The organism is Sphingomonas sp. FG14 (genome assembly GCF_057809675.1).
Map to the genome: position 1 here is coordinate 108,176 of NZ_JBMDKK010000006.1, position 21,432 is coordinate 129,607.

Below are 21,432 nucleotides of genomic sequence, written 5' to 3' on the forward strand. Positions count from 1 at the left end.
TTTGAGACTGTTTGAGAAAGCGCTCAAGAACGCTTTCTCAGGCGATCTCGACATCCAAGGGTGGCAACCCATCGATCCGCGCTTCCAGCCGCTCGCCGCGCACGACCGGCCCGACGCCGGCGGGCGTGCCGGTGAAGATCAGGTCGCCCGGCATCAGGCGAAGATAGCGCGACAGCGCGGCGACGATCTCCGCCACCGGCCAGATCATGTCGGACAACCGCCCTTCCTGACGCATCGCACCGTCGACGGTCAGCGCGATCGCGGCATGGTCGAGCCCTTGCGCGTCGGCGGCGGGCAGGATCGGCCCGACCGGCGCCGCGCCATCGAAGCTCTTGCCCATATCCCAGGGGCGGCGCTTGTCCTTGGCGATGCCCTGCAGGTCGCGGCGCGTCATGTCGAGCCCGACGGCGTAACCGAAAATGTGCCGGGCCGCGTCGTCCGCCGCGATATCCGCACCGCCCAGTCCGAGCGCGACGACCAGTTCCACCTCGTGATGGAGATCCTCGGTCAGCGGCGGATAGGGCAGCCGCCCGGGCGTGGCGGGCAGGCAGCTTGCCGGCTTGATGAAGAAGAAGGGCGGTTCGGGAACCGCGTCGCCCATTTCCTTCGCATGTTCGGCATAGTTGCGGCCGACGCAGAAGATACGGCCGACGGGAAAACGGCCGCCGCCGACGATCGGCAGCGTCGGCGGCACTTGCGGTTCGACAATCATGAAAACTCCATCAGCTCGTGATCACGCGCCACGCCATGCGTATCGCGACGATCAGCAGGAAAATTCCGAAGGCGACGCCCAGTTGCCGCTTCGACAGGCGATGCGCGAGCGCCGCGCCCCAGGGCGCCGAGATCCAGGTCATCGGCGCGATCAGCAGGAAACCGATCACATTGACATAGCCCAGGCTCGCCATCGGCAGGCGCGGATCGCCCCAGCCGCCCCATATATAGCCGATCGTGCCGGGAATGCTGATCAGCAGCCCGAACAGTGCGGCGGTGCCGACGGCGCGGTGGATCGGATAGTTCATCAGGGTCAGGATCGGTACGCTCAGGGTGCCGCCGCCGATCCCCATCATCGACGAGGTCGTGCCGACCGCGAAGGGCAGCGGCTGCGCCGCCAGCCCATGCGGCACACCATCGGCCAGGGTGACATGATCGAGCGGCAGCAGCATCTTGGCGGCGACGATGAAGGCGACCACCGCGAACACCCCGGACAGCACGATGCTGTGCACGTGCGAGGCGATCAGCGTGCCCGCGATCGCACCCAGGAAAACCGCGACGCCCCAGCGGCGGACCAGGTCGCCATCGACCGCGCCCTTCGCGCGATGCGCGCGCGACGAGGAGATCGAGGTCGGGATGATCGTCGCCAGCGAGGTCGCGACCGCGACCTGCATGCGGATCGCCGGATCGACGCCGAGAAAACCCAATGCCAGATCGAGGATCGGCACCACGACGATCCCCCCGCCCACGCCGAGCATGCCCGCGATCACCCCGCCTGCGAGCCCCGTCGCCAGCATCGCGGCGGCCAGCACCAAAGCCTGCGATATATCCATCGATCTTTCCCCGATCCGTGCGGGCCGTCGGCCATGACCGCCCATCATCATGGCGCTAGCGCGCTTTGATCGACGATAAACCTATAAAAACCACCCGCCCATATTCGCTTTCGGAATAATGATGGCCGCCCCCTCATTATTCCTGCATCATATAATGCGCCGCTCTATTTCTATATTTCAGTGATAGATCGATCCCCTATGCTGCCCGCCTGATCAGCGGAAGACCAATCATGACTCACAGCGTCGGCATCGCCGGCTTCGGCACCATCGGCGCGGTCGTCGCCGCGCGCCTCATCAACGACCTGCCCGGCCTCACGCTCGCGGTGATCAGCTCGGGACGGCGCGAAACGGCCGAGGCCAGGATGGCGGCGCTGGGCATCGCCATCCCGCTGGTCGAGCCATCCGAACTCGCCGAACGCTGCGACATCGTCGTGGAATGCGCGCCGACCGCCGCCTTCGCGTCGATCGCGGAACCGGCGCTGGCGGCGGGCCGCACGCTCGTCACGGTCAGCGGCGCCGCGATCCTCCAGCATCCCGACATCGTCGATCATGCCCGCCGGGGCGGTGGCCAGATCATCCTGGCGACCGGCGCGCTGCTCGGCTTCGACGCGGTGCGCGCGGCGGCGGAGGGCACCATCCATTCGGTACGCATGGTCACGCGCAAGCCGCCGCGATCGCTGCGCACCGCCAAATATGTGGTCGAGAACCGGATCGACCTCGACGCGCTGACCGAGCCACTGCGGCTGTTTCGCGGCAGCGCACGCGAAGGCGCGCTCGCCTTTCCCTCCAACGTCAATGTCGCGGCGGCGCTCGGGCTGGCGGGCATCGGCCCCGATCGCACCGAACTCGAAATCTGGGCCGATCCGGGCAAGGTCCGCAACTGTCATCGCATCGACGTGGAATCGGACAGCGCCCGGCTGGGCCTGGAGATCGAGAATATCCCGACCGACGAAAATCCCGGCACCGGCCGGATCACCGCGCTCAGCATGATCGCGGCGCTGCGTGGCCTGAGCGCCCCGCTGCGCGTGGGCAGTTAAGAAAGGAACCCCAATGACCGTTCATCTCAAGCATGTCGCGATCGCATCGGCCGATCCCGACAACGCCTCCAAATTCTTCGTCGACGTGCTCGGCTGGACGATCGCCGGCCGCATCGATAGCCGCAACGCGCGCGGCTATTACGTCACCGACGGCACGATCAACATCGCATTGCTCAACTTCAAGAACCGCCCCGCCGCCGGCATGGAGTTCGAGGAGGGCTATACCGGCCTCCATCATCTCGGCTTCCAGTGCGAGGATATCGAGGAGATCGTCGACCGGTTCGAGAACTCCGGCTTTGCCCCGCGCCACGACGTCAATATAGCGCAGGGGCTCGGCATGAACCCCGCCAAGGACAATGCCGAATACAAGATGACCGGTCCCGAGGGGGTGATGATGGACGTTTCCGAACGCGGCTGGGTGGGCACCGCCACCTTCAAGCCCAGGCCGGCCTGACCGGCATGGCGACCGCCCCGCGCCTTCCGGCCGACCTTTCCCGCGAAGCCGCGCTCGCCCGCGACGCGGCCGATCCGCTGGCCGGCTTCATCGACGAGTTCACGCTCCCCGAAGCCACCATCTATCTGAACGGCAATTCGCTGGGGCCGAGCCCGAGCGCGGCGCTGGCGCGCGTCAACGAGGCCGCGACCGAGGAATGGAGCCGGCGGCTGATCACGAGCTGGAACCGGTCTGGCTGGTTCCAGCTCCCCTATCGGCTGGGCGACCGGATCGCGCGGCTGATCGGCGCCGATGCGGGCGAAGTCGTGATGACCGACGGCACCAGCATCAACCTGTTCCGCATGGTCGCGGCCGCGCTCGCCTTGCGCCCCGATCGCCGCGTGATCGTGATGGAGGGCAGCAATTTCCCGACCGACAATTACGTCGTCCAGGGGCTGATCGCCACGCTCGGCCAGGGCCATGTCATCCGTTTCGCCGAACATGACGCGATCGCGGCCGCCATCGACAGCGATGTCGCGGTGGTGGTGCTGACCCAGACCCACTACAAGACCGGCCATATCCTCGACATGGCCGCGATCACCGCGCGGGCGCACGAAGCGGGCGCGCTGGCGCTCTGGGACCTGTGCCACAGCGCGGGCGCAATTCCCGTCGACCTCAATGGCTGCGATGCCGATCTCGCGGTCGGCTGCACCTATAAATATCTGAACGGCGGCCCCGGCAGCCCCGGCTTCCAGTTCGCCGCGAAACGCCATCAGGCCGATCTCGTCCAGCCGCTCACCGGCTGGTGGGGCCATGGCGCCCCCTTCGCCTTCGATCGCGATTATGCCCCGGCCAACGGCATCGGCCGGACACTCACCGGCACCCAGCCGATCCTGAGCATGGTCGCCGCCGAAGCCGGGATCGACATCGCCGAACGCGCCGGGCTGGAACGCGCCCGCGCCAAATCGCGCGCGCTGGGCGCCCTGTTCCAGGATCTGGTCGCGGCGCGGCTGGGCGATGCCGGCTTCGAACTCGGCAGCCCCGCCGATCCCGAGGCGCGCGGCGGCCATATCGCCTATGAGCATCCCCAGGGCTATCCAATCATGAAGGCGCTGATCAGCCGCGGCGTGATCGGCGACTTCCGGGCGCCGTCGTCGATCCGGTTCGGCTTCTCGCCGCTCTATCTGCGCTATGTCGATATCTGGGATGCCGTGGAGATCCTCCACGACATCATGACGAGTGGCGCCTGGCGCGATCCCGCCTTCGCCGCCGTCGAGGCCGTGACCTGATTTCAGCTTATCCGTCGCCGGAATGACCGGCGGCGGATTCGGCGGCGACGCGCTTGAGCACGGCGACGAAATAATTGGTCGCGGGCGAGCGATCGACGCCCTCGCGCAGCGTCACCCCCACAGCGCCGTAGCCGATCTCCAGATCGACCGGCAGCCGCACCAGATCATGCTGGGAATCGGCGACCTGATACGGCACCGCCGCGACCATGTCGGTCTCGCGCAGGATCGCGTAATTGGCGAGGATCGAGACCGATTCCACCGCGCGCACGGGCAATTCGAGCTTGGCCTTGCGGAAACATTCCTCAAGCTGCCGGCGCAGCGAGGTTTCGGGCGGCGGCATGATCCAGTCCTGCGCCTGGAGATCGGCAAGCTTGACGACCGGCAGCCTGGTCAGCGGATGATCCCTGCGCACGACGATCGAGACCGGCTCGTCGTACAGCATCTCCTGCACCAGTCCCTCACGCTCGCGATATTCGGGCAGGCGGCCGACGACGAGATCGAGATCGCCGACGCGCAGCATCGGCATCAGCTTGTCATTGGTGCCCTCCACCACCGATACCGTGATCCCCGGCCGCTCGCGCTTCAGCGCGACGATGCTGCGCGGCAACAGGCTGGGCGCCGCGGCCAGCAAGGTGCCGACCGCGATCTTGCCCGTCGTGCCTTCGCGCAGCGACAGCAATTCCTCGCTGGCATGGCGCACCTGCGCCAGGATCAGCTTGGCGTGGCGGATGATGACATCGCCATAGAGCGTCGGCGTCACCCCGCGCGACGAGCGCTCGAACAATTGCATGCCGAGCGTGGCCTCCAGATCGCGGATCATCTTGGTCGCGGCGGGCTGGGCGACGTTGAGCAAGGTGGCGGCGCGCAGGATGTTGCGCTGCTCGCCCACGGTGATCAGCAATTTGAGCTGGCGCAGCTTCAGCCGCGCGAGCAGCCGGTTCTCCACGACCTGCGGTGTCGCCTCTCCAGCCATCGCCGTCCTATCACAGTAAAGTTATACAACGCCCTCAAAATATTATTTTCGCATTATAAAAACAATCCATAGTTTTGGCGCATTCACGAAGCCTGAGCGTTGGAATCCGAATGCCGAAAACCCCCTATCCCTTCGCCAGCCGCACGCTTCCCAACTATATCGACGGCGCATTCCTCGGATCGGAAGCCAGCTTTCCGGTGGTCGATCCGGTGACGGGGCAGGCGATCGGAAATGTCGCGCTGGCCGACAAGGCGGCGGTCGACGCGGCGGTGGCCGCCGCGAAGCGCGCACTGAAGGGGCCATGGGCGCGGATGACGCTGGCCGCGCGCACCGCGATGCTCGTCGCCATCGCCGACGCGATTGAGGCGCGGTTCGACGATTTCGTCGCCGCCGAGATCGCCGACACCGGCAAGTCGCTGCTCCAGGCGACGACGATCGACATTCCGCGCGGCGCCGCCAATTTCCGCAGCTTCGCGGCGCTCGCCCAGGCTCGCGCGATGACGAGCTTCCAGAGCGACACGCCCGACGGGCGCGGCGCGATCAACTACAGCATCGCCCGTCCGCTGGGCGTGGTCGCGGTGGTCTCCCCCTGGAACCTGCCTTTGCTGCTGCTGACCTGGAAAGTCGCGCCCGCGCTGGCGTGCGGCAACACCATCGTCGCCAAGCCGTCGGAGGAAACGCCGTCGACCGCGACATTGCTGGCGGAGGTGATGGATCAGGTCGGCGTGCCCCCCGGCGTGTTCAACCTTGTCCACGGCTTTGGCGGCGGATCGACCGGCGAATGGCTGGTCGGCCATCCCGATATCGACGCGATCACCTTCACCGGCGAGTCCGCGACCGGCTCCACGATCATGCGCGGCGCGGCCGACGGGGTGAAGCCGCTATCGTTCGAACTGGGCGGCAAGAACGCCGCGATCGTCTTCGCCGACACCGATTTCGACGCGGCGGTCGCGGGCACGATGCGATCGGTCTTCTCCAATTGCGGGCAGGTCTGCCTGTGCTCCGAACGCGTCTATGTCGAACGGCCGATCTATGACCGCTTCGTCGCCGAGCTCGCGGCGCGAGCGAAGGCGCTGAAGGTCGGCGATCCGTTCGACGGCGCCGACATGGGGCCGCTGATCTCCGCCCAGCACCGCGACAAGGTGCTCGGTTATTACCGGCTCGCGGTGGAAGAGGGCGCGACAGTGGTCGCGGGCGGCGGCGTGCCCGCGCTCGACGGGGATATCGCCAACGGCTTCTTCGTCGAACCGACGATCCTGACCGGCCTGCCCGAAACTGCGCGTTGCGTGCGCGAGGAGATATTCGGGCCGATCTGCCACATCGCGCCTTTCGACGATGAGGATACGGTGGTCGAGATGGCCAATGACTCGCGCTACGGCCTCGCCGCCGCGATCTGGACGCGCGACGTCGGCCGCGCCCACCGCGTCGCCGCGCGCATGGAAACGGGCGTGGTCTGGGTCAATGACTGGTTCCTGCGCGACCTGCGCACGCCGTTCGGCGGGGTCAAGCTGTCGGGCATCGGCCGCGAGGGCGGCGAACATTCGCTGGCCTTCTATTCCGAACCCATGAACATCTGCATCAAATTGTGAGCGCGATCATGCCCGACCTGGATCTCATCGCCGAACGGCTCGACACCGCCGCGCGCACCGCGCGCTCGACGGGGCAGATCACCGCCGATCATCCCGGCTTCGCGCTCGACGACGCCTATGCGGTGCAACGGCGGCTGATCGATCGCCGCATCGCGCGCGGCGAGAAGCCGGTCGGCATGAAGATGGGCTTCACCAGCCGCGCGAAGATGGCGCAGATGGGCGTATCCGACCTGATCTGGGGTCGGCTGACTGACGCGATGGAGATCGCGAACCACGGCACGCTCGACATGACGCGCTTCGTCCACCCCCGCGCCGAGCCCGAAATCGCGTTCCGGCTGAAGGCGCCGCTGTCCGGCACGGTCACGCTGGCCGAAGCGCGCACCGCGATCGGCGAGATCGCCCCCGCGATCGAGATCATCGACAGCCGCTATACCGACTTCCGGTTCGCGCTGACCGATGTCGTCGCCGACAATTCCTCGTCCTCCGCATTCGTGATCGGCGACTGGCAGGCGCCGTTCGACGATCTTTCCGATATCGCCATGACGATGCGCTTCGACGGACAGCCGGTCCAGTCGGGCTCAACCGCCGCGATCCTGGGTGATCCCGTCCAGTCGCTGGTCGAAGCCGCGCGCCTGACCGCAGCATCGGGCGTGACGCTGGAGGCGGGCTGGATCATCCTGTGCGGCGCCGCCACTTCGGCGGAAGCGCTCAAGCCGGGCATTCGCGTCACGCTCGATGCCGGCGCGCTGGGCCAGGTTGATTTCAGCGTCGCGGGAGCGGCGGCATGAGTGAAGATGCCGTGAAAGCGGGTCGGGTCATCCCCGGCAAGGCCGTCCCGCGCGGCGCCTTTCCGCATTATCGCCGCGCGGGCGACTTCATCTTCGTTTCCGGCACCAGCGCGCGCCGCGCAGACAACAGCATCGCGGGTGCGGAGGCCGATGGATTCGGTGCGACCACGCTCGACATCGCCGCCCAGACGCGCGCGGTGATCGAGAATATCGCCGATATATTGGCAGACGCGGGTGCCGGGCTCGGCGACGTGGTCGATCTCGGCGTCTTCCTCGTCAACATGAACGATTTTCGCGGGTTCAACGCCGTCTATGCCGACTATTTCGGCACCGACGGGCCCACCCGCACCACGGTGGCGGTGCACCAGCTTCCCCACCCCCATCTGCTCATCGAGATCAAGGCAACCGCCCATGCGCCCCGGGCGCGCGGGCAAGACGGCAGCGAGGCGGACTGAGATGCTGACATATGGCCTCCCCTTCAATTTCCATAAATGGATCGAGGAGCATCGCGACCTGCTCAAGCCGCCCGTCGGCAATGCGCAGATCTGGCAGGACAGCGACCTGATCGTGACGATCGTCGGCGGCCCCAATGCGCGCACCGATTATCATGTCGATCCCTGCGAGGAGTTTTTCTACCAGATCGAAGGCGACATGAATCTGCGCCTGTGGAAGGATGGCAAGCCCCAGGATCTGCCGATCCGCGAGGGCGATATCTTCCTGCTGCCGCCGGGCGTGCCGCATTCGCCGCAGCGCCCGGTCGCGGGCAGCATCGGGCTGGTGATCGAACGCCAGCGCCCCGCCGGCATGCTCGACGCCTTCCAATGGTATTGCGGTGATTGCGGCGAGATCGTCCACCGCGTCGAGGTGCAGCTCAAGAGCATCGTCGCCGACCTGCCCCCGCTCTTCGCGCAATTCTACGACAGCGAAGACCTCAGAACCTGCCGCAACTGCGGCACCCTCCACCCCGGCAAGGCGTAGCTCAGATCATGTCGTTCTCGGTCGATATCCATAGTCACTTCCTGCCCGAACACTGGCCCGATCTGGAGGCGCGCTTCGGCACGCCCGACTGGCCGTGGATGAAGCAGCTCGGCCAGGGCAAGGCGATGCTGATGCTCGGCCAGAAGGAATTTCGGCCAGTGCTCGACGATTGCTGGAACGGCGAGCGCCGGATCGAGGCGATGGACGAGCATGGCATCGACGTGCAGGTGATGTCCGCGACGCCGCTGCTCTTCGCCTATGGCCGCCCGGCCGATCAGGCCCGCGAGGTCGCCCGGCTGTTCAACAGCGCCGCGCGCGAGATCTGCGCGCATGACCCCCGACGGCTCAAGTCGCTCTGCCAGGTTCCCTTGCAGGATACCGATGCCGCCTGCGCCGAACTCGATATCGCGATGGCCGAAGGGCATATCGGCGTGCAGATCGGCAACCATGTCGGCGACCGCAATCTCGACGATGCCGGTATCATCACCTTCCTCCATCACTGCGCCGATGTCGGCGCGGCGGTGCTGATCCATCCCTGGGACATGATGGCACAGCAGCGCATGCCCAAATATATGATGTCGTGGCTGGTCGGCATGCCCGCCGAAACCCAGCTCTCGATCCTCTCGCTGATCCTGTCGGGCGCGTTCGAGAAGCTGCCGCGTTCGTTGCGGCTGTGCTTCGCGCATGGCGGCGGCAGCTTCGCCTTCCTGCTCGGTCGCGTCGACAATGCCTGGCGCAACCGCGACATCGTCCGCGTCGATTGCCCCGAGTTGCCATCCTCCTACACCGATCGCTTCTATGTCGATTCCGCGGTGTTCAACGAGGATGCGCTCGCCATGCTGATCAAGGTGATGGGCGAGGACCGGGTGGTGCTGGGATCCGACTATCCCTTCCCGCTCGGCGAACAGGTGGTCGGCCAGATGATCCGCGAGGACCAGGGGCTCGACGCCAGCCTGCGCGCCAAGCTGTTGGGTACGAACGCCGCACGCTTCCTCAATCTGGAGGAATGCATGGAGGAGTTCGCGTAGGGCGTCGAGACCGGGTCGGACGATGGCGGCAGGACCAACTAGGCCCCACACCGTCATGCCAGCGCAGGCTGGCATCTTCCACAGAACAAGGCGCGATCTGGTCGGCAGATGCCAGCCTGCGCTGGCATGACGGTGTGAATCAGGTATCGGTCTTACGCCGCCGCCTCAGCAGCAAAAGTGGGATCGAACATCTCGCGCATCCGGCGCCGGTAACGATCCTCCGACGTCGACCAGCGCAGCTCGGCCAGCATGTTGCTGTCCGCTCCCGCCGGAAAACGGATCGCATCGCCCTTGTCGGTCGCGGCGACGAACACCGCTTCCGCCACTTCGGCCTCGGTGCAATAGGGCGTCGGATACTCCGCCATCCGCGCGAAACAGGCCTGAGCGAAATCGCCATAGTCCGCCGGGATCAGCCCAGCCATGCGCGCGCCGCCATTGGCGGTGAAATTCGTCGTCGGCGCATAGCCGGGTTCGACAAGGCGCGCATCGATGCCGAAGGGCCGCAGTTCATAGGCCAGCGCCTCGGTATAACCCTCGACCGCGCACTTGCTGCCGGCATAGACCGCAACCAGCGGCATCGGGCCGATCGCGGCGCTCGACGTGACGTTGACGATCGTGCCATGGCCTTGCCGGCGCATCTGCGGGATGATCGCGCGGCAGGTGGCGAAGACGCCGAAGCTGTTGGTTTCGAAGATCTCGCGGATGACGGCGTCCGGCGTCGCCTCGACCGCCGACGCCAGCCCGATCCCGGCATTGTTCACCAGCACGTCGATCGCGCCGAACCGGGCGATGCCCCCGGCGATCGCCGCATCGATGCCCTCCGGATCGGTGACGTCGAGCGGCAGGAGCGCGAGCCGGTCGCTGCGTATTTCGAAAACACCCGCGTCGGGGCGACGCATCGTCGCGATCACGTTCCAGCCGCGATCGAGGAAAAGCGCCGCGACCGCCTTGCCATAGCCCGACGACGTGCCGGTGATGAGAATTGTCCTGTTCATGTCGATCTCCTTTGTGTGAGGCCGAACATAGACAAGGCATTCAGACGATCTATAATGGATCATCGTCAATTCATTACGGATCGTCCATATGGATCCGCTCAGCGACATCATCGCGCTGCTCCGGCCGCATACCGCCCTGTCCAAGCCGATCACCGGCCGGGGCGAGTGGGCGGTTCGCTATCGCGCTTATGACGCGCCCGGCTTCGCGCTGGTGCTTGAGGGCGGCTGCTGGCTCACACTCGACGGGCAGTCGCCCGTCCGGCTCGATCGCGGCGATTTCATATTGCTGCCGGCCACCCCTTCGTTCGAACTGGCGAGCCGGCCGGGCATGGTCGCCAAATCTGTCGAGCCGACGGCGATCGCGGTGCACCACGGCGATCCGGATGGCCCGCCCGATTTCCGGATGCGCGGCGGCAGTTTCCAGGTCGAGCGCGCCAATGCGCCGATGCTGGCGGCGCTGCTGCCCGACATCATCCATGTCCGCGCCGAGCGGGCGGACGCGGCGCGGATCGCGCGGATCGCCGATCTGATCGCCGAGGAATGCGCAGAGGACCGGCCGGGCGGCGACATGATCCTGGCGCGGCTGATCGAGGTGATGCTGGTCGAGACATTGCGCCACGAACGGATCGGCCGCGAAAGCCATCAGGCCGGATTGCTGGCGGGCATGCGCGATCCCGCCATGGCCCGGGCGATGCGCGCGATCCATGCCGATGTCCGTGGCCGATGGACGGTGGCCGACCTGGCCGGGATCGCGGGCATGTCTCGATCCGCCTTCGCCGCGCGCTTTGCGGAGGCGGTCGGATGCGCGCCGATCGAATATCTGATGCGCTGGCGCATGGCGATCGCGAAGGATGCGCTCTGCCGGGGCGGGACGACGCTCGATCGGCTGGCGGAGCAGATCGGCTATGAATCCGGCAGCGCCTTCAGCACGGCGTTCCGCCGCCGGATCGGCTGCGCACCGGGCAGCTTCGCACGCGCGTTCGCGGCTGCCCGATAACTTCCCCGGTCACACGAGGCCGGCGCGCGCCGCGATCTCGCCGGCGCAGGCGGTCAGGTCCCGGGCGACGGCCTCGACACGTGCCCAGCCGATCCGATCGGGCGTGGAGGACAGCGAGATCGCCGCGACCGCGCGCGACCGCCGATCGAGGATCGGCACGGCGACGCAGAAAATCTCGTCCGCCATCTCGCCGTCATCCACGGCATAGCCCCGCGCGGCGCTGCGCTCGATCTCGGCGCGCAGCGCGTCGGGATCGGTGATGGTGCGCGGCGTCAGCCGCACGAAACTCCCCTCCAGGAATCCCGACAGTTCGTCGGCCGGCAGATGCGCGAGCAGAATCTTGCCCACACCCGTGCAATAGGCTTCGAGCTGGCCGTGTTCGCGCGTGAAGAGCCGCGCGCTCTTCGGGCTCTCCTTGACCAGATAGGTGACCATGAAATCGTCGAAGATGCCGAGATGCGCGGTCGCGCCATTGGCGGCGGCCAGCTTGCGCAGCGGCGGCCGGGCGACACGGGCCAGCATCGCATCGGGATCGATCGTCCGCGCCAGATCGGCGAATTGCCCACCCGCCGCGTAGCGCCCCTTTTCGACGCGCGCGATCAACCCTTGCCGCGCGAGCGCGGCAAGCACGCGTCGCGCCGTCGAGCCCGGCAATCCCAGCTCGGCCGCCAGCACCGCCGCCGGCGTATGGCCATCGTCGCGGATCACCCGGGCGAGCAGCTCCATGCCCTTGTCGAGCGCGCCGGTACCGGCGGGAGATTGAGCACCACCCATCATCCGCTCACATTATGAGCAAAAATCGCTTCCGTAAATTGCTCACCTCGGTCCCCGCGCGATACGAGGACGGCACACAGCAAAAGGCCTCGATCATGGATCAGCAAACCAGCATCGCCACGCACGCGCAGCTCGCCGCCCGGCTTCGCGATGCCTATCGCTCGGGCGTTGTCGCGCCGCTGCGCGACGGGCTGGAGCCGACCGACGGCGCCGGCGCCTATGCGGTCCAGACGATCAACACGCGCTTCTGGCAGGATCAGGGCCGCCGCATCGTCGGCCGCAAGATCGGCCTGACCGCGAAGGCGGTGCAGGCACAGCTCGGCGTCGATCAGCCCGATTATGGCGTGTTGTTCGATGACATGCAGATTGCCAATGGCGGAACGCTGCCCGCCGCCGCCGTCATCCAGCCCAAGGCCGAGGCGGAAATCGCGCTCATCCTGGCACGCGACCTGAACGATCCGAACACGACGGTGGACGACATCGCCGCCGCCACCGATCACGCGGTCGCCGCGATCGAGATCGTCGACAGCCGGATCGCCGACTGGAAGATCAGCTTTGCCGACACGGTTTCGGACAACGGATCCTCCGCCTTCTTCGTGCTGGGCGACGATCGCCGCCCGCTCGACGGGCTCGATCTCTACACCTGCGGCATGGCGCTGGAAGTCAACGGCGCGGTCGCCTCGCTCGGCGCGGGCGCCGCATGCCTCGGCCATCCGCTCAATGCCGCCGCCTGGCTGGCGCGGACGCTGGCCACGATGGGCGAGGGACTGAAGGCCGGCGACATCCTGCTGACCGGCGCGCTTGGCCCGATGGTGACACTCAATCGCGGCGACCATGTCGTGGCGAAGATCGGCGGCCTGGGCGCGGCCGGCTTCACATTCGAAGGAGCATGACGATGACGAAGATGAAGGCCGCGATCATCGGATCGGGCAATATCGGCACCGACCTGATGATCAAGATCATGCGCACGTCCGACGTGCTGGAGGTTGGCGCGATGGTCGGCATCGATCCCGCATCGGACGGGCTTGCACGCGCCGAACGCATGGGCGTCGCGACCACGGCGGAGGGCATCGAAGGGCTACAGCGCCTGCCCGTCTGGCCGGAGATCGGCGTGGTGTTCGACGCGACTTCCGCCGGCGCGCACAGACATCATAGCGATATCGTGACCGGCGCGGGCAAGGTGATGGTGGATCTGACCCCGGCCGCGATCGGCCCCTATGTGATCCCCGTCGTCAATGGCGACGATCATCTCGACGCCGAGAACGTCAACATGGTGACCTGCGGCGGCCAGGCGACCATCCCGATCGTCGCGGCCGTCTCGTCGGTGGCGACGGTGCATTATGCGGAGATCGTCGCCTCGATCTCGTCGAAAAGCGCCGGCCCCGGCACACGCGCCAATATCGACGAGTTCACCGAAACCACCTCGCGCGGGATCGAGCAGGTGGGCGGCGCCACGCGCGGCAAGGCGATCATCGTGCTCAATCCGGCCGAACCGCCGATGATCATGCGCGATACCGTCTTCACCTTGTCATCCGGCGCGGATGAAGCCGAGATCGCAGCCGCGGTCGAGGCGATGGTCGCCCGGGTCAACGCCTATGTGCCCGGCTATCGGCTGAAGCAGAAGGTCCAGTTCGAACGTTTCGGATCGAACAATCCCGTCGCCATTCCGGGGCTCGGCAGCTTTGAAGGCATCAAGACCAGCGTGTTCCTCGAAGTCGAAGGGGCCGCGCATTACCTGCCCGCCTATGCCGGCAATCTCGACATCATGACCTCCGCCGGGCTGGCGACCGCGGAGAAGATCGCCCGCCGCCGCATGATGAAGGAGGCCGCATGATGGCGTTCGATCCCACCCAGACCAAGCTCTATATCCAGGACGTGACGCTGCGCGACGGCATGCACGCGATCCGGCATCGCTACGGGCTCGACCATGTCCGCGCCATCGCGCGCGCCCTCGACGAGGCGGGCGTCGATGCGATCGAGATCGCGCATGGCGATGGCATCAACGGCTCCAGCTTCAATTACGGTTTCGGTGCGCACACCGACTGGGAATGGATCGAGGCGGTTGCCGACGCGGTCGAGAAGAGCGTCGTCACCACCTTGCTGCTGCCCGGCATCGGCACCGTCCACGACCTGAAACAGGCCTATGACCTGGGCGTGCGTTCGGTCCGCATCGCGACGCACTGCACCGAGGCCGATGTCGCGAAACAGCATATCGCGGCGGCGCGCGACCTGGGCATGGACACGATCGGCTTCCTGATGATGAGCCATATGATCGAACCGGAGGCGCTCGCGGGGCAAGCCAAGCTGATGGAAAGCTATGGCGCGACTTGCGTCTATGTGACCGACAGCGGCGGCGCGCTCGACATGGACGGCTATCGCGCACGGCTGGAAGCCTATGACCGCGTGCTCAAGCCCGAGACCGAGCGCGGCGTGCATGCGCACCACAATCTGTCGCTCGGCGTCGCCAATTCGATGGTCGCGGTGCAGGCCGGCGCGATCCGCGTCGACGCCAGCCTGGCGGGCATGGGCGCGGGCGCGGGCAATGCGCCGCTCGAAGTGTTCATCGCCGCCGCCGATCGCAAGGGCTGGCAGCATGGCTGCGACCTGTTCAAGCTGATGGATGCCGCCGAGGATCTGGTGCGTCCGTTGCAGGACCGCCCGGTCCGCGTCGATCGCGAGACGCTGAGCCTGGGCTATGCCGGGGTCTATTCCAGCTTCCTGCGCCACGCCGAGAAGGCCTCGCAGGATCATGGCGTCGATACCCGCGCGATCCTGGTCGAACTCGGCCGCCGCCGCATGGTCGGCGGTCAGGAGGACATGATCGTCGACGTCGCGCTCGACATGGCAAGCAGCGCGACCTGATTATCTGCGCAAGGCCTCGTAGACCAGGGCACGCGACTGCGCCTCGAGCTGGAGGCGCACCGGGCCGCCCATGCGCTGGACCATGCCGACAAAGACGATGTCGTTGGCCGGATCGATCCAGAACCATGTGCTGGCGGCGCCGTCCCAGCTCATCGTCCCCTTGCCGTCGGGCAGGCCCGCCGCCTGGGGATCGGTGACGACCATGACGCCCAGGCCGTAGCCGAGCGCGGGGCCGAACGCGATTCTGTTGGCATTGGGCTTGCCGAAGGCGATGGCGGGGATCTGGTTCGTTCCCATCAGCCTGACGGTTTCAGGCTTCAGGATACGATGGCCATCCAGTTCGCCGCCACGCGCGAGCATGCGCGCGAACCGCGCATAATCGTCGATCGTCGAGACCAGTCCGCCGCCGCCCGATTCCACCTTGGGCGGATCGGCATAGTCGCGCACCAGGCCGGTCGCGACGGCGGCGGGCGTCGCGATCACCGGCACCGGCTTTCCGCTCGCCGGATCGGTGGCGTAAAGATCGACCAGCCGCGCCAGATTCTCGGAAGGTACCGTGAAACCCGTGTCGCGCATGCCCAGCGGGCCGAAGATATGTTTCCGCATGAACGCACCCAGGCTCTGGCCCGAAATACGCTCGACGATCACGCCCTGCAGGTCGGAAGAGATCGAATAGGCCCATTCGGTGCCCGGTTGCGACAGCAGCGGCAGCCCAGCGACCATATCGACCATCGCCTTCGCGCTCGGCGCCGCCGCCACGTTGCGCTGGCGGAACAGCGTGCTCGCCAGCCGCCCGTCCATCATGCCATAGGCGAAGCCGCCGCTGTGGCTCATCAGCTCGCGCATCGTCGGCGGCCGCGCCGCATCGGCCAGGATCGGCTTGCCGTCCGCCGTTTCGCCCGTCACCACCTTGAGATCGGCCATTTCGGGAAGGAAGCGCGTGATCGGATCATCGAGCGTCCATTTCCCCTGTTGGTACAGGATCATCAGCGCGACCGCCGTGATCGGCTTGGTCATCGAATAGATGCGGAAGATCGTGTCGCGGGTCAGCGGCGCGCCGGTCGCGGCATTGCGCTGGCCATGCGCGTGGAAGGCGACTTCGCGATCATCATGGATCAGCAAGGTCGCGATCCCCGCCAGTTCGCCGCGATCGACGAAACCGTCCATCGCCGCATCGAGCTTCGCCAGCGCCTCGGCCGAAAAGACCCTCGCCGGCGCCTTGCCGACCTGCGCGGCGGCCGGTGGGCATGCGGAGAGCGGCAGGGTGATCGTGGCGAGGCCGCAGGCGATCCGCGCGAACATCCTTTTCATCCCGCTCTCCACCTCTTCGTCAGAAGGATTTGCGCAATCTGAGCCCGTACATGCGCTCGTCGCCGACAAAGCCGCCATAACCGCCGGAAAGCAGCGGCGAATTGAATCCGAAGCTCATATAATCCTTGTCGAACAGGTTGTTCACCCAGGCTTCGACGCGGATCTGCCCCGGAGCCTCGACGCCCAGGCGCAGATCGACCAGCCCGTAACCCTTCTGGTACAGATACGGATCGAGCGCCTGGTTGGAATATGTGCCGCTGCGATAGGAATAGCCGAGATAACCGAAGCCCTTCCAGTCGCTCTGGCCGATATTGCTTTCATAGTTGAGCGAGCTGCTGAGCGTCAGGCGCGGTGCCTGGTGCAGGCGACGGCCGGTCAGGTCGCACGATCCCGCGACACCCTGCGGGCAGGCGCCCGCGACGAAATCGGTGTAGTGCGCATCGACATAGCTGATCTGATTGGTCCACGCCAATCCGCGCGCCGGAAAGGCGTTGAGCTCCAGCTCCACGCCGCGCGTCACGAATTCGGGCGCGTTGAGCGAGAGGAAGCGCAGCCCGTCGAACGCCAGCGTCTGGAAGTTCTTGTAGGTCGTGCTGAACGCGGTCAGGTTGAAGGTCAGCTTCTTGTCGAGCAACTGGGTGCGCAGGCCGACCTCGGTATTGAGATTGGTCTCCGCCTCGAACTCGAACGCCGTGTAGCTGGCCGGCCGGCCCAGATCGAAACCGCCCGGCTTGAAGCCGCGCGCGATCGTCGCATACGCCATCACATCCGGCGTGAAATGATAGCTGGCATTGCCGGTGAAGGTGAATTGGCCGTCGGTGCGGTCAGCCGCGCGATTATAGGCCGGGTCGACATAATTCTGCGCGACCTGGACCTGCGTGGCCTTCTGATCCTCGAATGAATAGCGTCCGCCGATCGCGAGGGTGAACTTGTCGGTGATGTCATAGGTCACCTGGCCGAAGCCGGCATAGCTCGTGTCGCGGATCCGGAAGCGCGTGTTGGTGATGCCGCTCGCGCCCGCCGGATAGAGGCTCGCGACCTTGTAGTGGAGCTCGCTGATCGACCGGGTCGTACGGTCGAAGAAGAACAGGCCGGCCACCCATTTGAGCGGACCGCCACCGTCCGACGTCAGGCGGATTTCCTGGCTGAACTGCCGATGCCGCTGGCTGCCGACGGTCTCGACGAGCGGAATCGGCAGCGCGCCCGGATCCAGCCGCGTATCGAGATTCCAGTCGCGCCAGCCGGTGAGCGACGTGAGCGTCAGCGCATCGCTCAAATTCCAGTTCAGCTCGGCGGTGATGCCGCCGGTCTCCGACTTGGTGTAGGGCACGAAGGGCGAGACGGAGATGCGGCTGTACGGATAGCCCGCCGGCAGCAGCGGCGCCGCCGGGATGCCAAGCAGGCTGGCGCCCGGCTTCATCCGCCAGGGCACGCTGGTGCAGCAGTTGGACTCCTCGTTCTGGTAATCGGCGATCAGCAGGAAATCGAGGTTTTCGCCCTCATAGGCGAGCTTCGCGCGCACGCCCGAACGATCGCGGTCGTTCACCTTGCGATCGAGCGTATCGTTATAGACCAGCCCGTTGCGATGGGTGGTGAAACCCGACAGGCTATAGGCCCAGTTCTCGGAGATCGGGCCGGTGATCAGGCCGCGAATGTCCCAGCGCCCCTTGTTGCCCACCACGCCTTCGACAAAGCCCGTGGTCTCGTTGAAGTTGGGGCGGGCGGTCACGATATGGACGAGGCCGGCCGCGGTGTTCATGCCGAACAGCGTGCCCTGCGGACCGCGCAGCACCTCCACCCGCTCAATATCCTGGAATTCGGCGAAGGCCATGCCGACGCGCGACATGAAGATGCCGTCGACGAACACGCCGACCGAGGATTGCTTGCCGTCTTCCTGCGAACTGGTCACGCCGCGCAGGCCGAGGCGTGCGCCCTTGGGATCGCTGTTGGAATCGGCAATCATGCCCGGAACCTGCGTGGTCAGCCGGCTGAAATCGGTGATGCCGGCCGCATCGAGCTTCTCGCCCGACAGTGCGACGATCGAGATGGGCACGTCCTGCACATTCTCGGCGCGGCGTTGCGCGGTGACGACGATGTCATAGGGCGATGCGCTGTCTTCGCCCGCCTGTTCGGCGGCGCCGTTCGCCGGTTGCTGCGCATGAACCGGCATGGCCGCCACAAGGGCGCAGGCCGCGCAGGTGAACGCAAAGCTCTTCTTCATCCCAATCCCCTCCTCCATCTGCCGCGTGCGTGCTCGCGCCGTCGACATCGATGCCTATAATTATTAATATTACACTATATAAAGATCGCCCCATGAGTCAAGCGTTGCCGACAGCCTGGACGATGGTCTGCAACTCAAGGAATTCGGCGATTCCATAACGCGACCCCTCGCGGCCGATGCCCGATTGACGGCATCCGCCAAAGGGCGCCACCTCGCTTGAGATCAGCCCGGTGTTGATGCCGACCATGCCGTAGCGCAGCGCCTCCGGCACACGGATCGCGCGATCGGCATCGCGCGTGAACAGATAGGCGGCGAGCCCGGCCGATCCCGCATTGGCGAGCGCGACGGCTTCGGCCTCGCTTTCGAAGCGGACGATGCCGGCGACCGGCCCGAACGTCTCCTCCCGGCACAGCAGCGCATCGGGCGACACGCCGGTGATCACCGTCGGGCGGACGAAGATGTCGTCGACGATGGCGCCCCCGGCCAACAGCCGTCCGCCGCCGTCGAGCGCGTCGCACACATGCGCCATCGCCTTCGCCACCGCCCGCGCATCGATCAGCGGCCCCTGCTCGGGCGTGCCCGCCAGTCCGTCGCCGCAACCGAGCGCGTCGGCGCGATCGGCCAGACGCGCGGCAAAGGCGTCATGGATTCCCGCCTGCACCAAGAAACGGTTGGCGCAGACGCAGGTCTGGCCGGCATTGCGGAACTTGGAGAGCATTGCGCCTTCGACCGCGATGTCGAGATCGGCATCGTCGAAGACCAGAAAGGGCGCATTACCGCCGAGTTCGAGCGAGACGCGCTTCACATTGCCCATCGCCCGGCCGCCGAGCATCCGCCCGACCGCCGTCGATCCGGTGAAGCTGAACTTGGCGACGCGCGGATCCTCCACCATCGCATCACCGATCGGCGCGGGCGCGCCGGTGACGATATTGAGCAGGCCTGTAGGCAACCCCGCTTCTTCCGCCAGCGCCGCCAGCGCCAACGCGGAGAAGGGCGTCAGTTCGGATGGCTTGAGGACGACGGCGCAACCCGCCGCGAGCGCGGGCGCGGCCTTGCGCGTCACCATCGCCGCCGGAAAATTCCAGGGCGTGATCGCCGCGACCACGCCGACCGGGCGTTTCTCGACGCGGATGCGCGCATTGGCGAGATGACCGGGGATGACGTCGCCATAGGTGCGCCGGCCCTCCTCGGCGAACCACTCGACAAAGGCGGCGGCATAAGCGACCTCACCCGTCGCCTCGGCAAGCGGCTTGCCCTGCTCGGCCGTCATCAGCCGGGCGAGATCATCGCGATTGTCGAGGATGAGTTCGGCCCAACGGCGAAGCAGCAAGCCGCGCTCGCGCGCCGGGCGTGCGGCCCATGCCGGCTGCGCCGCAGCGGCAGCGGCGATCGCCGCCTCCGCGCCGCCACGCCCAAGATCGGGGACATGGCCGAGCGTGCGGCCCGTCGCGGGATTGATGACCGCGATCCCGGCATCGCCCCCCACCCATTCACCGCCCACGAACGCCGCCTCGCGCAGCAAGGCGGGTCTTCGCAGCGCCAGTCGGGCACGCTCGACGGGATCGGCCAGGCTCATTCGCGCCACGGCGCGATCACCACCTTCACCTGGCGGTGATCGCGGCCGGAGAGTTCGGCGAAGGTTGCCTCCGCCTGCGAGCGGCCGATCACATTGGTGACGACACGGCTCAGATCGATCCGGCCGTCGGCGATGCGCGCCAGCGTCTCGCGGAACTCCTCCATCGTATAAGCGGCGCTGAAGCCGATGCGCAGCTCCTTGGTGAGCGCCTGATAGGGCAGGATCACATCGTCGGTCAGGCAGACGCCGACCACCATGATCTGCGCGCCCGCGCTGGCGCCCGCGATCGCCTGCTGGATCATGCCGGGCACGCCGACGCATTCGAAGATCACCGCGTCGCGCGGCGGCACGCCCGGCGCCGGCCATTGCGCGAAAGGCGATTCGGTGCCGGGATCGATCGCGCGATGCGCGCCCATCGCGATCGCCATCTCGCGGCGCGCGGGCGAGAAATCGGATGCGACGATCGTGCCGACTTCCTCGGCCGCGAGCGCGGCGATCACCGCGAGGCCGACCGGACCGCAACCGATGACGAGCGCCACGCCATCGCGCCCGAGCCCGGCCTTGGCGACCGCGTGCGCGCCGACCGCGAAGGGTTCGGTCATCGCGGCCTCGGCATCGCTCAGCCCGTCCGGCACGGCCACCAGCATGGTCGCATCGACGCAGACCTGCTCGGCATAGCCGCCGGGAAAGCGATGCGAGAGACCGACGGTTTCCAGCCCGTTGGGCCCGCTCGCGCGCGGAAAGGCGACGACGCGCGTGCCGATGGGCAACACCGCTTCGGTGCCCGGGCCATATTCGGCGACGACGCCGCAAATCTCGTGCCCAAAGATGAGATCGCGATCGGGATCGAGGATATTCTTCGCGCCGACGCGCCTGCCCAGCTCGGCCAGTTCCCGGCCGTGCGAAAAGGCATGCAGGTCCGATCCGCAGACGCCGCAGGCCAGCGTGCGCAGCAGCACCTGGCCGGGGCCGGGACGCGGCGCCGGGATCTCCTCGCTCACCAGGCGCGAACCGCGCCGAACCACCGCCTTCATGCC

Annotated in this window: 21 protein-coding genes; 12 read left to right on the forward strand and 9 right to left on the reverse strand. The window is 66.7% G+C overall.

The window, feature by feature from the left end; translation table 11 throughout:
• Window positions 1-37 precede the first annotated feature (37 nt).
• A complete protein-coding gene (locus tag ACODTA_RS18140; RefSeq protein WP_489067384.1) occupies window positions 38-712 on the reverse strand; it encodes a fumarylacetoacetate hydrolase family protein in 675 nt (224 codons plus the stop codon).
• A 10-nt stretch (window positions 713-722) separates the two neighbouring features.
• Window positions 723-1,544, reverse strand: coding sequence for a sulfite exporter TauE/SafE family protein (locus tag ACODTA_RS18145; RefSeq protein ID WP_489067385.1), 822 nt, complete (start codon window positions 1,542-1,544; stop codon window positions 723-725).
• Between the two features lie 230 nt (window positions 1,545-1,774).
• On the opposite strand from ACODTA_RS18145, the gene ACODTA_RS18150 reads away from it, so the two are divergent.
• From ACODTA_RS18150 to kynU, 3 genes are read left to right on the forward strand one after another with little or no spacing between them, the layout of a single operon-like run.
• Window positions 1,775-2,581: an aspartate dehydrogenase gene (locus tag ACODTA_RS18150; RefSeq protein ID WP_489067386.1), complete on the forward strand. Its 807-nt coding sequence runs from the start codon at window positions 1,775-1,777 to the stop codon at window positions 2,579-2,581.
• Between the two features lie 13 nt (window positions 2,582-2,594).
• Window positions 2,595-3,035: a VOC family protein gene (locus ACODTA_RS18155; RefSeq protein WP_489067387.1), complete on the forward strand. Its 441-nt coding sequence runs from the start codon at window positions 2,595-2,597 to the stop codon at window positions 3,033-3,035.
• A gap of 5 nt (window positions 3,036-3,040) precedes the next feature.
• A complete protein-coding gene (kynU, locus tag ACODTA_RS18160; RefSeq protein ID WP_489067388.1) occupies window positions 3,041-4,303 on the forward strand; it encodes a kynureninase in 1,263 nt (420 codons plus the stop codon).
• A gap of 7 nt (window positions 4,304-4,310) precedes the next feature.
• Here kynU and ACODTA_RS18165 read toward each other — a convergent pair whose 3' ends face one another.
• Window positions 4,311-5,276: a LysR substrate-binding domain-containing protein gene (locus ACODTA_RS18165; RefSeq protein WP_489067389.1), complete on the reverse strand. Its 966-nt coding sequence runs from the start codon at window positions 5,274-5,276 to the stop codon at window positions 4,311-4,313.
• A gap of 110 nt (window positions 5,277-5,386) precedes the next feature.
• On the opposite strand from ACODTA_RS18165, the gene ACODTA_RS18170 reads away from it, so the two are divergent.
• Genes ACODTA_RS18170 through ACODTA_RS18190 form a run of 5 tightly spaced genes read left to right on the forward strand, consistent with a single transcriptional unit; the run spans window position 5,387 to window position 9,659 of the window.
• Window positions 5,387-6,865 (forward strand): 2-hydroxymuconic semialdehyde dehydrogenase, encoded by a 1,479-nt coding sequence (locus ACODTA_RS18170; RefSeq protein WP_489067390.1) that lies wholly within the window; start codon window positions 5,387-5,389, stop codon window positions 6,863-6,865.
• A gap of 8 nt (window positions 6,866-6,873) precedes the next feature.
• Window positions 6,874-7,653 carry a 2-keto-4-pentenoate hydratase gene (locus ACODTA_RS18175; RefSeq protein WP_489067391.1) on the forward strand — a complete coding sequence of 260 codons (780 nt, stop codon included), beginning with the start codon at window positions 6,874-6,876 and terminating at the stop codon, window positions 7,651-7,653.
• Window positions 7,650-8,108, forward strand: a complete 459-nt coding sequence (locus ACODTA_RS18180; protein WP_489067392.1) for a RidA family protein — start codon at window positions 7,650-7,652, stop codon at window positions 8,106-8,108. Before ACODTA_RS18175 ends, ACODTA_RS18180 begins: the two co-directional genes overlap by 4 nt.
• A 1-nt stretch (window position 8,109) precedes the next feature.
• Complete coding sequence (locus ACODTA_RS18185; protein ID WP_489067393.1) at window positions 8,110-8,631, forward strand: 3-hydroxyanthranilate 3,4-dioxygenase; 522 nt, start codon at window positions 8,110-8,112, stop codon at window positions 8,629-8,631.
• An 8-nt stretch (window positions 8,632-8,639) separates the two neighbouring features.
• The gene (locus ACODTA_RS18190; protein ID WP_489067394.1) at window positions 8,640-9,659 is read left to right on the forward strand and encodes an amidohydrolase family protein; all 1,020 of its coding nucleotides are present in this window, start codon (window positions 8,640-8,642) and stop codon (window positions 9,657-9,659) included.
• A 152-nt stretch (window positions 9,660-9,811) separates the two neighbouring features.
• On the opposite strand, the gene ACODTA_RS18195 is transcribed toward ACODTA_RS18190, so the two are convergent.
• A complete protein-coding gene (locus tag ACODTA_RS18195; protein ID WP_489067395.1) occupies window positions 9,812-10,654 on the reverse strand; it encodes an SDR family oxidoreductase in 843 nt (280 codons plus the stop codon).
• Window positions 10,655-10,742: 88 nt separating this feature from the next.
• Between ACODTA_RS18195 and ACODTA_RS18200 the strand changes: the two genes are divergently transcribed.
• Complete coding sequence (locus ACODTA_RS18200) at window positions 10,743-11,651, forward strand: AraC family transcriptional regulator (protein ID WP_489067396.1); 909 nt, start codon at window positions 10,743-10,745, stop codon at window positions 11,649-11,651.
• Window positions 11,652-11,660: 9 nt separating this feature from the next.
• Here the strand turns inward: ACODTA_RS18200 and ACODTA_RS18205 are convergent, their stop codons facing one another.
• Complete coding sequence (locus ACODTA_RS18205; RefSeq protein ID WP_489067397.1) at window positions 11,661-12,425, reverse strand: IclR family transcriptional regulator; 765 nt, start codon at window positions 12,423-12,425, stop codon at window positions 11,661-11,663.
• Window positions 12,426-12,520: 95 nt separating this feature from the next.
• Here ACODTA_RS18205 and ACODTA_RS18210 point away from each other — a divergent pair, with 95 nt between their 5' ends.
• From ACODTA_RS18210 to dmpG, 3 genes are read left to right on the forward strand one after another with little or no spacing between them, the layout of a single operon-like run.
• On the forward strand, window positions 12,521-13,318 hold the full coding sequence (locus ACODTA_RS18210; protein ID WP_489067489.1) for a 2-keto-4-pentenoate hydratase: 798 nt from the start codon (window positions 12,521-12,523) through the stop codon (window positions 13,316-13,318).
• Between the two features lie 2 nt (window positions 13,319-13,320).
• Window positions 13,321-14,259 (forward strand): acetaldehyde dehydrogenase (acetylating), encoded by a 939-nt coding sequence (locus ACODTA_RS18215; protein WP_489067398.1) that lies wholly within the window; start codon window positions 13,321-13,323, stop codon window positions 14,257-14,259.
• A complete protein-coding gene (gene dmpG / locus ACODTA_RS18220; RefSeq protein WP_489067399.1) occupies window positions 14,259-15,287 on the forward strand; it encodes a 4-hydroxy-2-oxovalerate aldolase in 1,029 nt (342 codons plus the stop codon). The genes ACODTA_RS18215 and dmpG overlap by 1 nt, the downstream gene beginning before the upstream one ends.
• On the opposite strand, the gene ACODTA_RS18225 is transcribed toward dmpG, so the two are convergent.
• The 4 genes from ACODTA_RS18225 to ACODTA_RS18240 form a co-directional block, all read right to left on the reverse strand.
• Window positions 15,288-16,598, reverse strand: a complete 1,311-nt coding sequence (locus ACODTA_RS18225; protein WP_489067400.1) for a serine hydrolase domain-containing protein — start codon at window positions 16,596-16,598, stop codon at window positions 15,288-15,290.
• 19 nt (window positions 16,599-16,617) lie between these two features.
• Window positions 16,618-18,819: a TonB-dependent receptor gene (locus ACODTA_RS18230; RefSeq protein ID WP_489067401.1), complete on the reverse strand. Its 2,202-nt coding sequence runs from the start codon at window positions 18,817-18,819 to the stop codon at window positions 16,618-16,620.
• Between the two features lie 97 nt (window positions 18,820-18,916).
• Window positions 18,917-20,395 (reverse strand): NAD-dependent succinate-semialdehyde dehydrogenase, encoded by a 1,479-nt coding sequence (locus ACODTA_RS18235; RefSeq protein ID WP_489067402.1) that lies wholly within the window; start codon window positions 20,393-20,395, stop codon window positions 18,917-18,919.
• Window positions 20,392-21,429 carry an alcohol dehydrogenase catalytic domain-containing protein gene (locus ACODTA_RS18240; RefSeq protein WP_489067403.1) on the reverse strand — a complete coding sequence of 346 codons (1,038 nt, stop codon included), beginning with the start codon at window positions 21,427-21,429 and terminating at the stop codon, window positions 20,392-20,394. The genes ACODTA_RS18235 and ACODTA_RS18240 overlap by 4 nt, the downstream gene beginning before the upstream one ends.
• Window positions 21,430-21,432 lie beyond the last annotated feature (3 nt).

Excerpts from the sequence above, each read along its gene's own strand:
- ACODTA_RS18140 (WP_489067384.1), bottom strand. The coding sequence starts at position 712 with ATGATTGTCGAACCGCAAGTGCCGCCGACGCTGCCGATCGTCGGCGGC.
- ACODTA_RS18145 (WP_489067385.1), bottom strand. The coding sequence starts at position 1,544 with ATGGATATATCGCAGGCTTTGGTGCTGGCCGCCGCGATGCTGGCGACG.
- ACODTA_RS18150 (WP_489067386.1), top strand. The coding sequence starts at position 1,775 with ATGACTCACAGCGTCGGCATCGCCGGCTTCGGCACCATCGGCGCGGTC.
- ACODTA_RS18155 (WP_489067387.1), top strand. The coding sequence starts at position 2,595 with ATGACCGTTCATCTCAAGCATGTCGCGATCGCATCGGCCGATCCCGAC.
- kynU (WP_489067388.1), top strand. The coding sequence starts at position 3,041 with ATGGCGACCGCCCCGCGCCTTCCGGCCGACCTTTCCCGCGAAGCCGCG.
- ACODTA_RS18165 (WP_489067389.1), bottom strand. The coding sequence starts at position 5,276 with ATGGCTGGAGAGGCGACACCGCAGGTCGTGGAGAACCGGCTGCTCGCG.
- ACODTA_RS18170 (WP_489067390.1), top strand. The coding sequence starts at position 5,387 with ATGCCGAAAACCCCCTATCCCTTCGCCAGCCGCACGCTTCCCAACTAT.
- ACODTA_RS18175 (WP_489067391.1), top strand. The coding sequence starts at position 6,874 with ATGCCCGACCTGGATCTCATCGCCGAACGGCTCGACACCGCCGCGCGC.
- ACODTA_RS18180 (WP_489067392.1), top strand. The coding sequence starts at position 7,650 with ATGAGTGAAGATGCCGTGAAAGCGGGTCGGGTCATCCCCGGCAAGGCC.
- ACODTA_RS18185 (WP_489067393.1), top strand. The coding sequence starts at position 8,110 with ATGCTGACATATGGCCTCCCCTTCAATTTCCATAAATGGATCGAGGAG.
- ACODTA_RS18190 (WP_489067394.1), top strand. The coding sequence starts at position 8,640 with ATGTCGTTCTCGGTCGATATCCATAGTCACTTCCTGCCCGAACACTGG.
- ACODTA_RS18195 (WP_489067395.1), bottom strand. The coding sequence starts at position 10,654 with ATGAACAGGACAATTCTCATCACCGGCACGTCGTCGGGCTATGGCAAG.
- ACODTA_RS18200 (WP_489067396.1), top strand. The coding sequence starts at position 10,743 with ATGGATCCGCTCAGCGACATCATCGCGCTGCTCCGGCCGCATACCGCC.
- ACODTA_RS18205 (WP_489067397.1), bottom strand. The coding sequence starts at position 12,425 with ATGGGTGGTGCTCAATCTCCCGCCGGTACCGGCGCGCTCGACAAGGGC.
- ACODTA_RS18210 (WP_489067489.1), top strand. The coding sequence starts at position 12,521 with ATGGATCAGCAAACCAGCATCGCCACGCACGCGCAGCTCGCCGCCCGG.
- ACODTA_RS18215 (WP_489067398.1), top strand. The coding sequence starts at position 13,321 with ATGACGAAGATGAAGGCCGCGATCATCGGATCGGGCAATATCGGCACC.
- dmpG (WP_489067399.1), top strand. The coding sequence starts at position 14,259 with ATGGCGTTCGATCCCACCCAGACCAAGCTCTATATCCAGGACGTGACG.
- ACODTA_RS18225 (WP_489067400.1), bottom strand. The coding sequence starts at position 16,598 with ATGAAAAGGATGTTCGCGCGGATCGCCTGCGGCCTCGCCACGATCACC.
- ACODTA_RS18230 (WP_489067401.1), bottom strand. The coding sequence starts at position 18,819 with ATGAAGAAGAGCTTTGCGTTCACCTGCGCGGCCTGCGCCCTTGTGGCG.
- ACODTA_RS18235 (WP_489067402.1), bottom strand. The coding sequence starts at position 20,395 with ATGAGCCTGGCCGATCCCGTCGAGCGTGCCCGACTGGCGCTGCGAAGA.
- ACODTA_RS18240 (WP_489067403.1), bottom strand. The coding sequence starts at position 21,429 with ATGAAGGCGGTGGTTCGGCGCGGTTCGCGCCTGGTGAGCGAGGAGATC.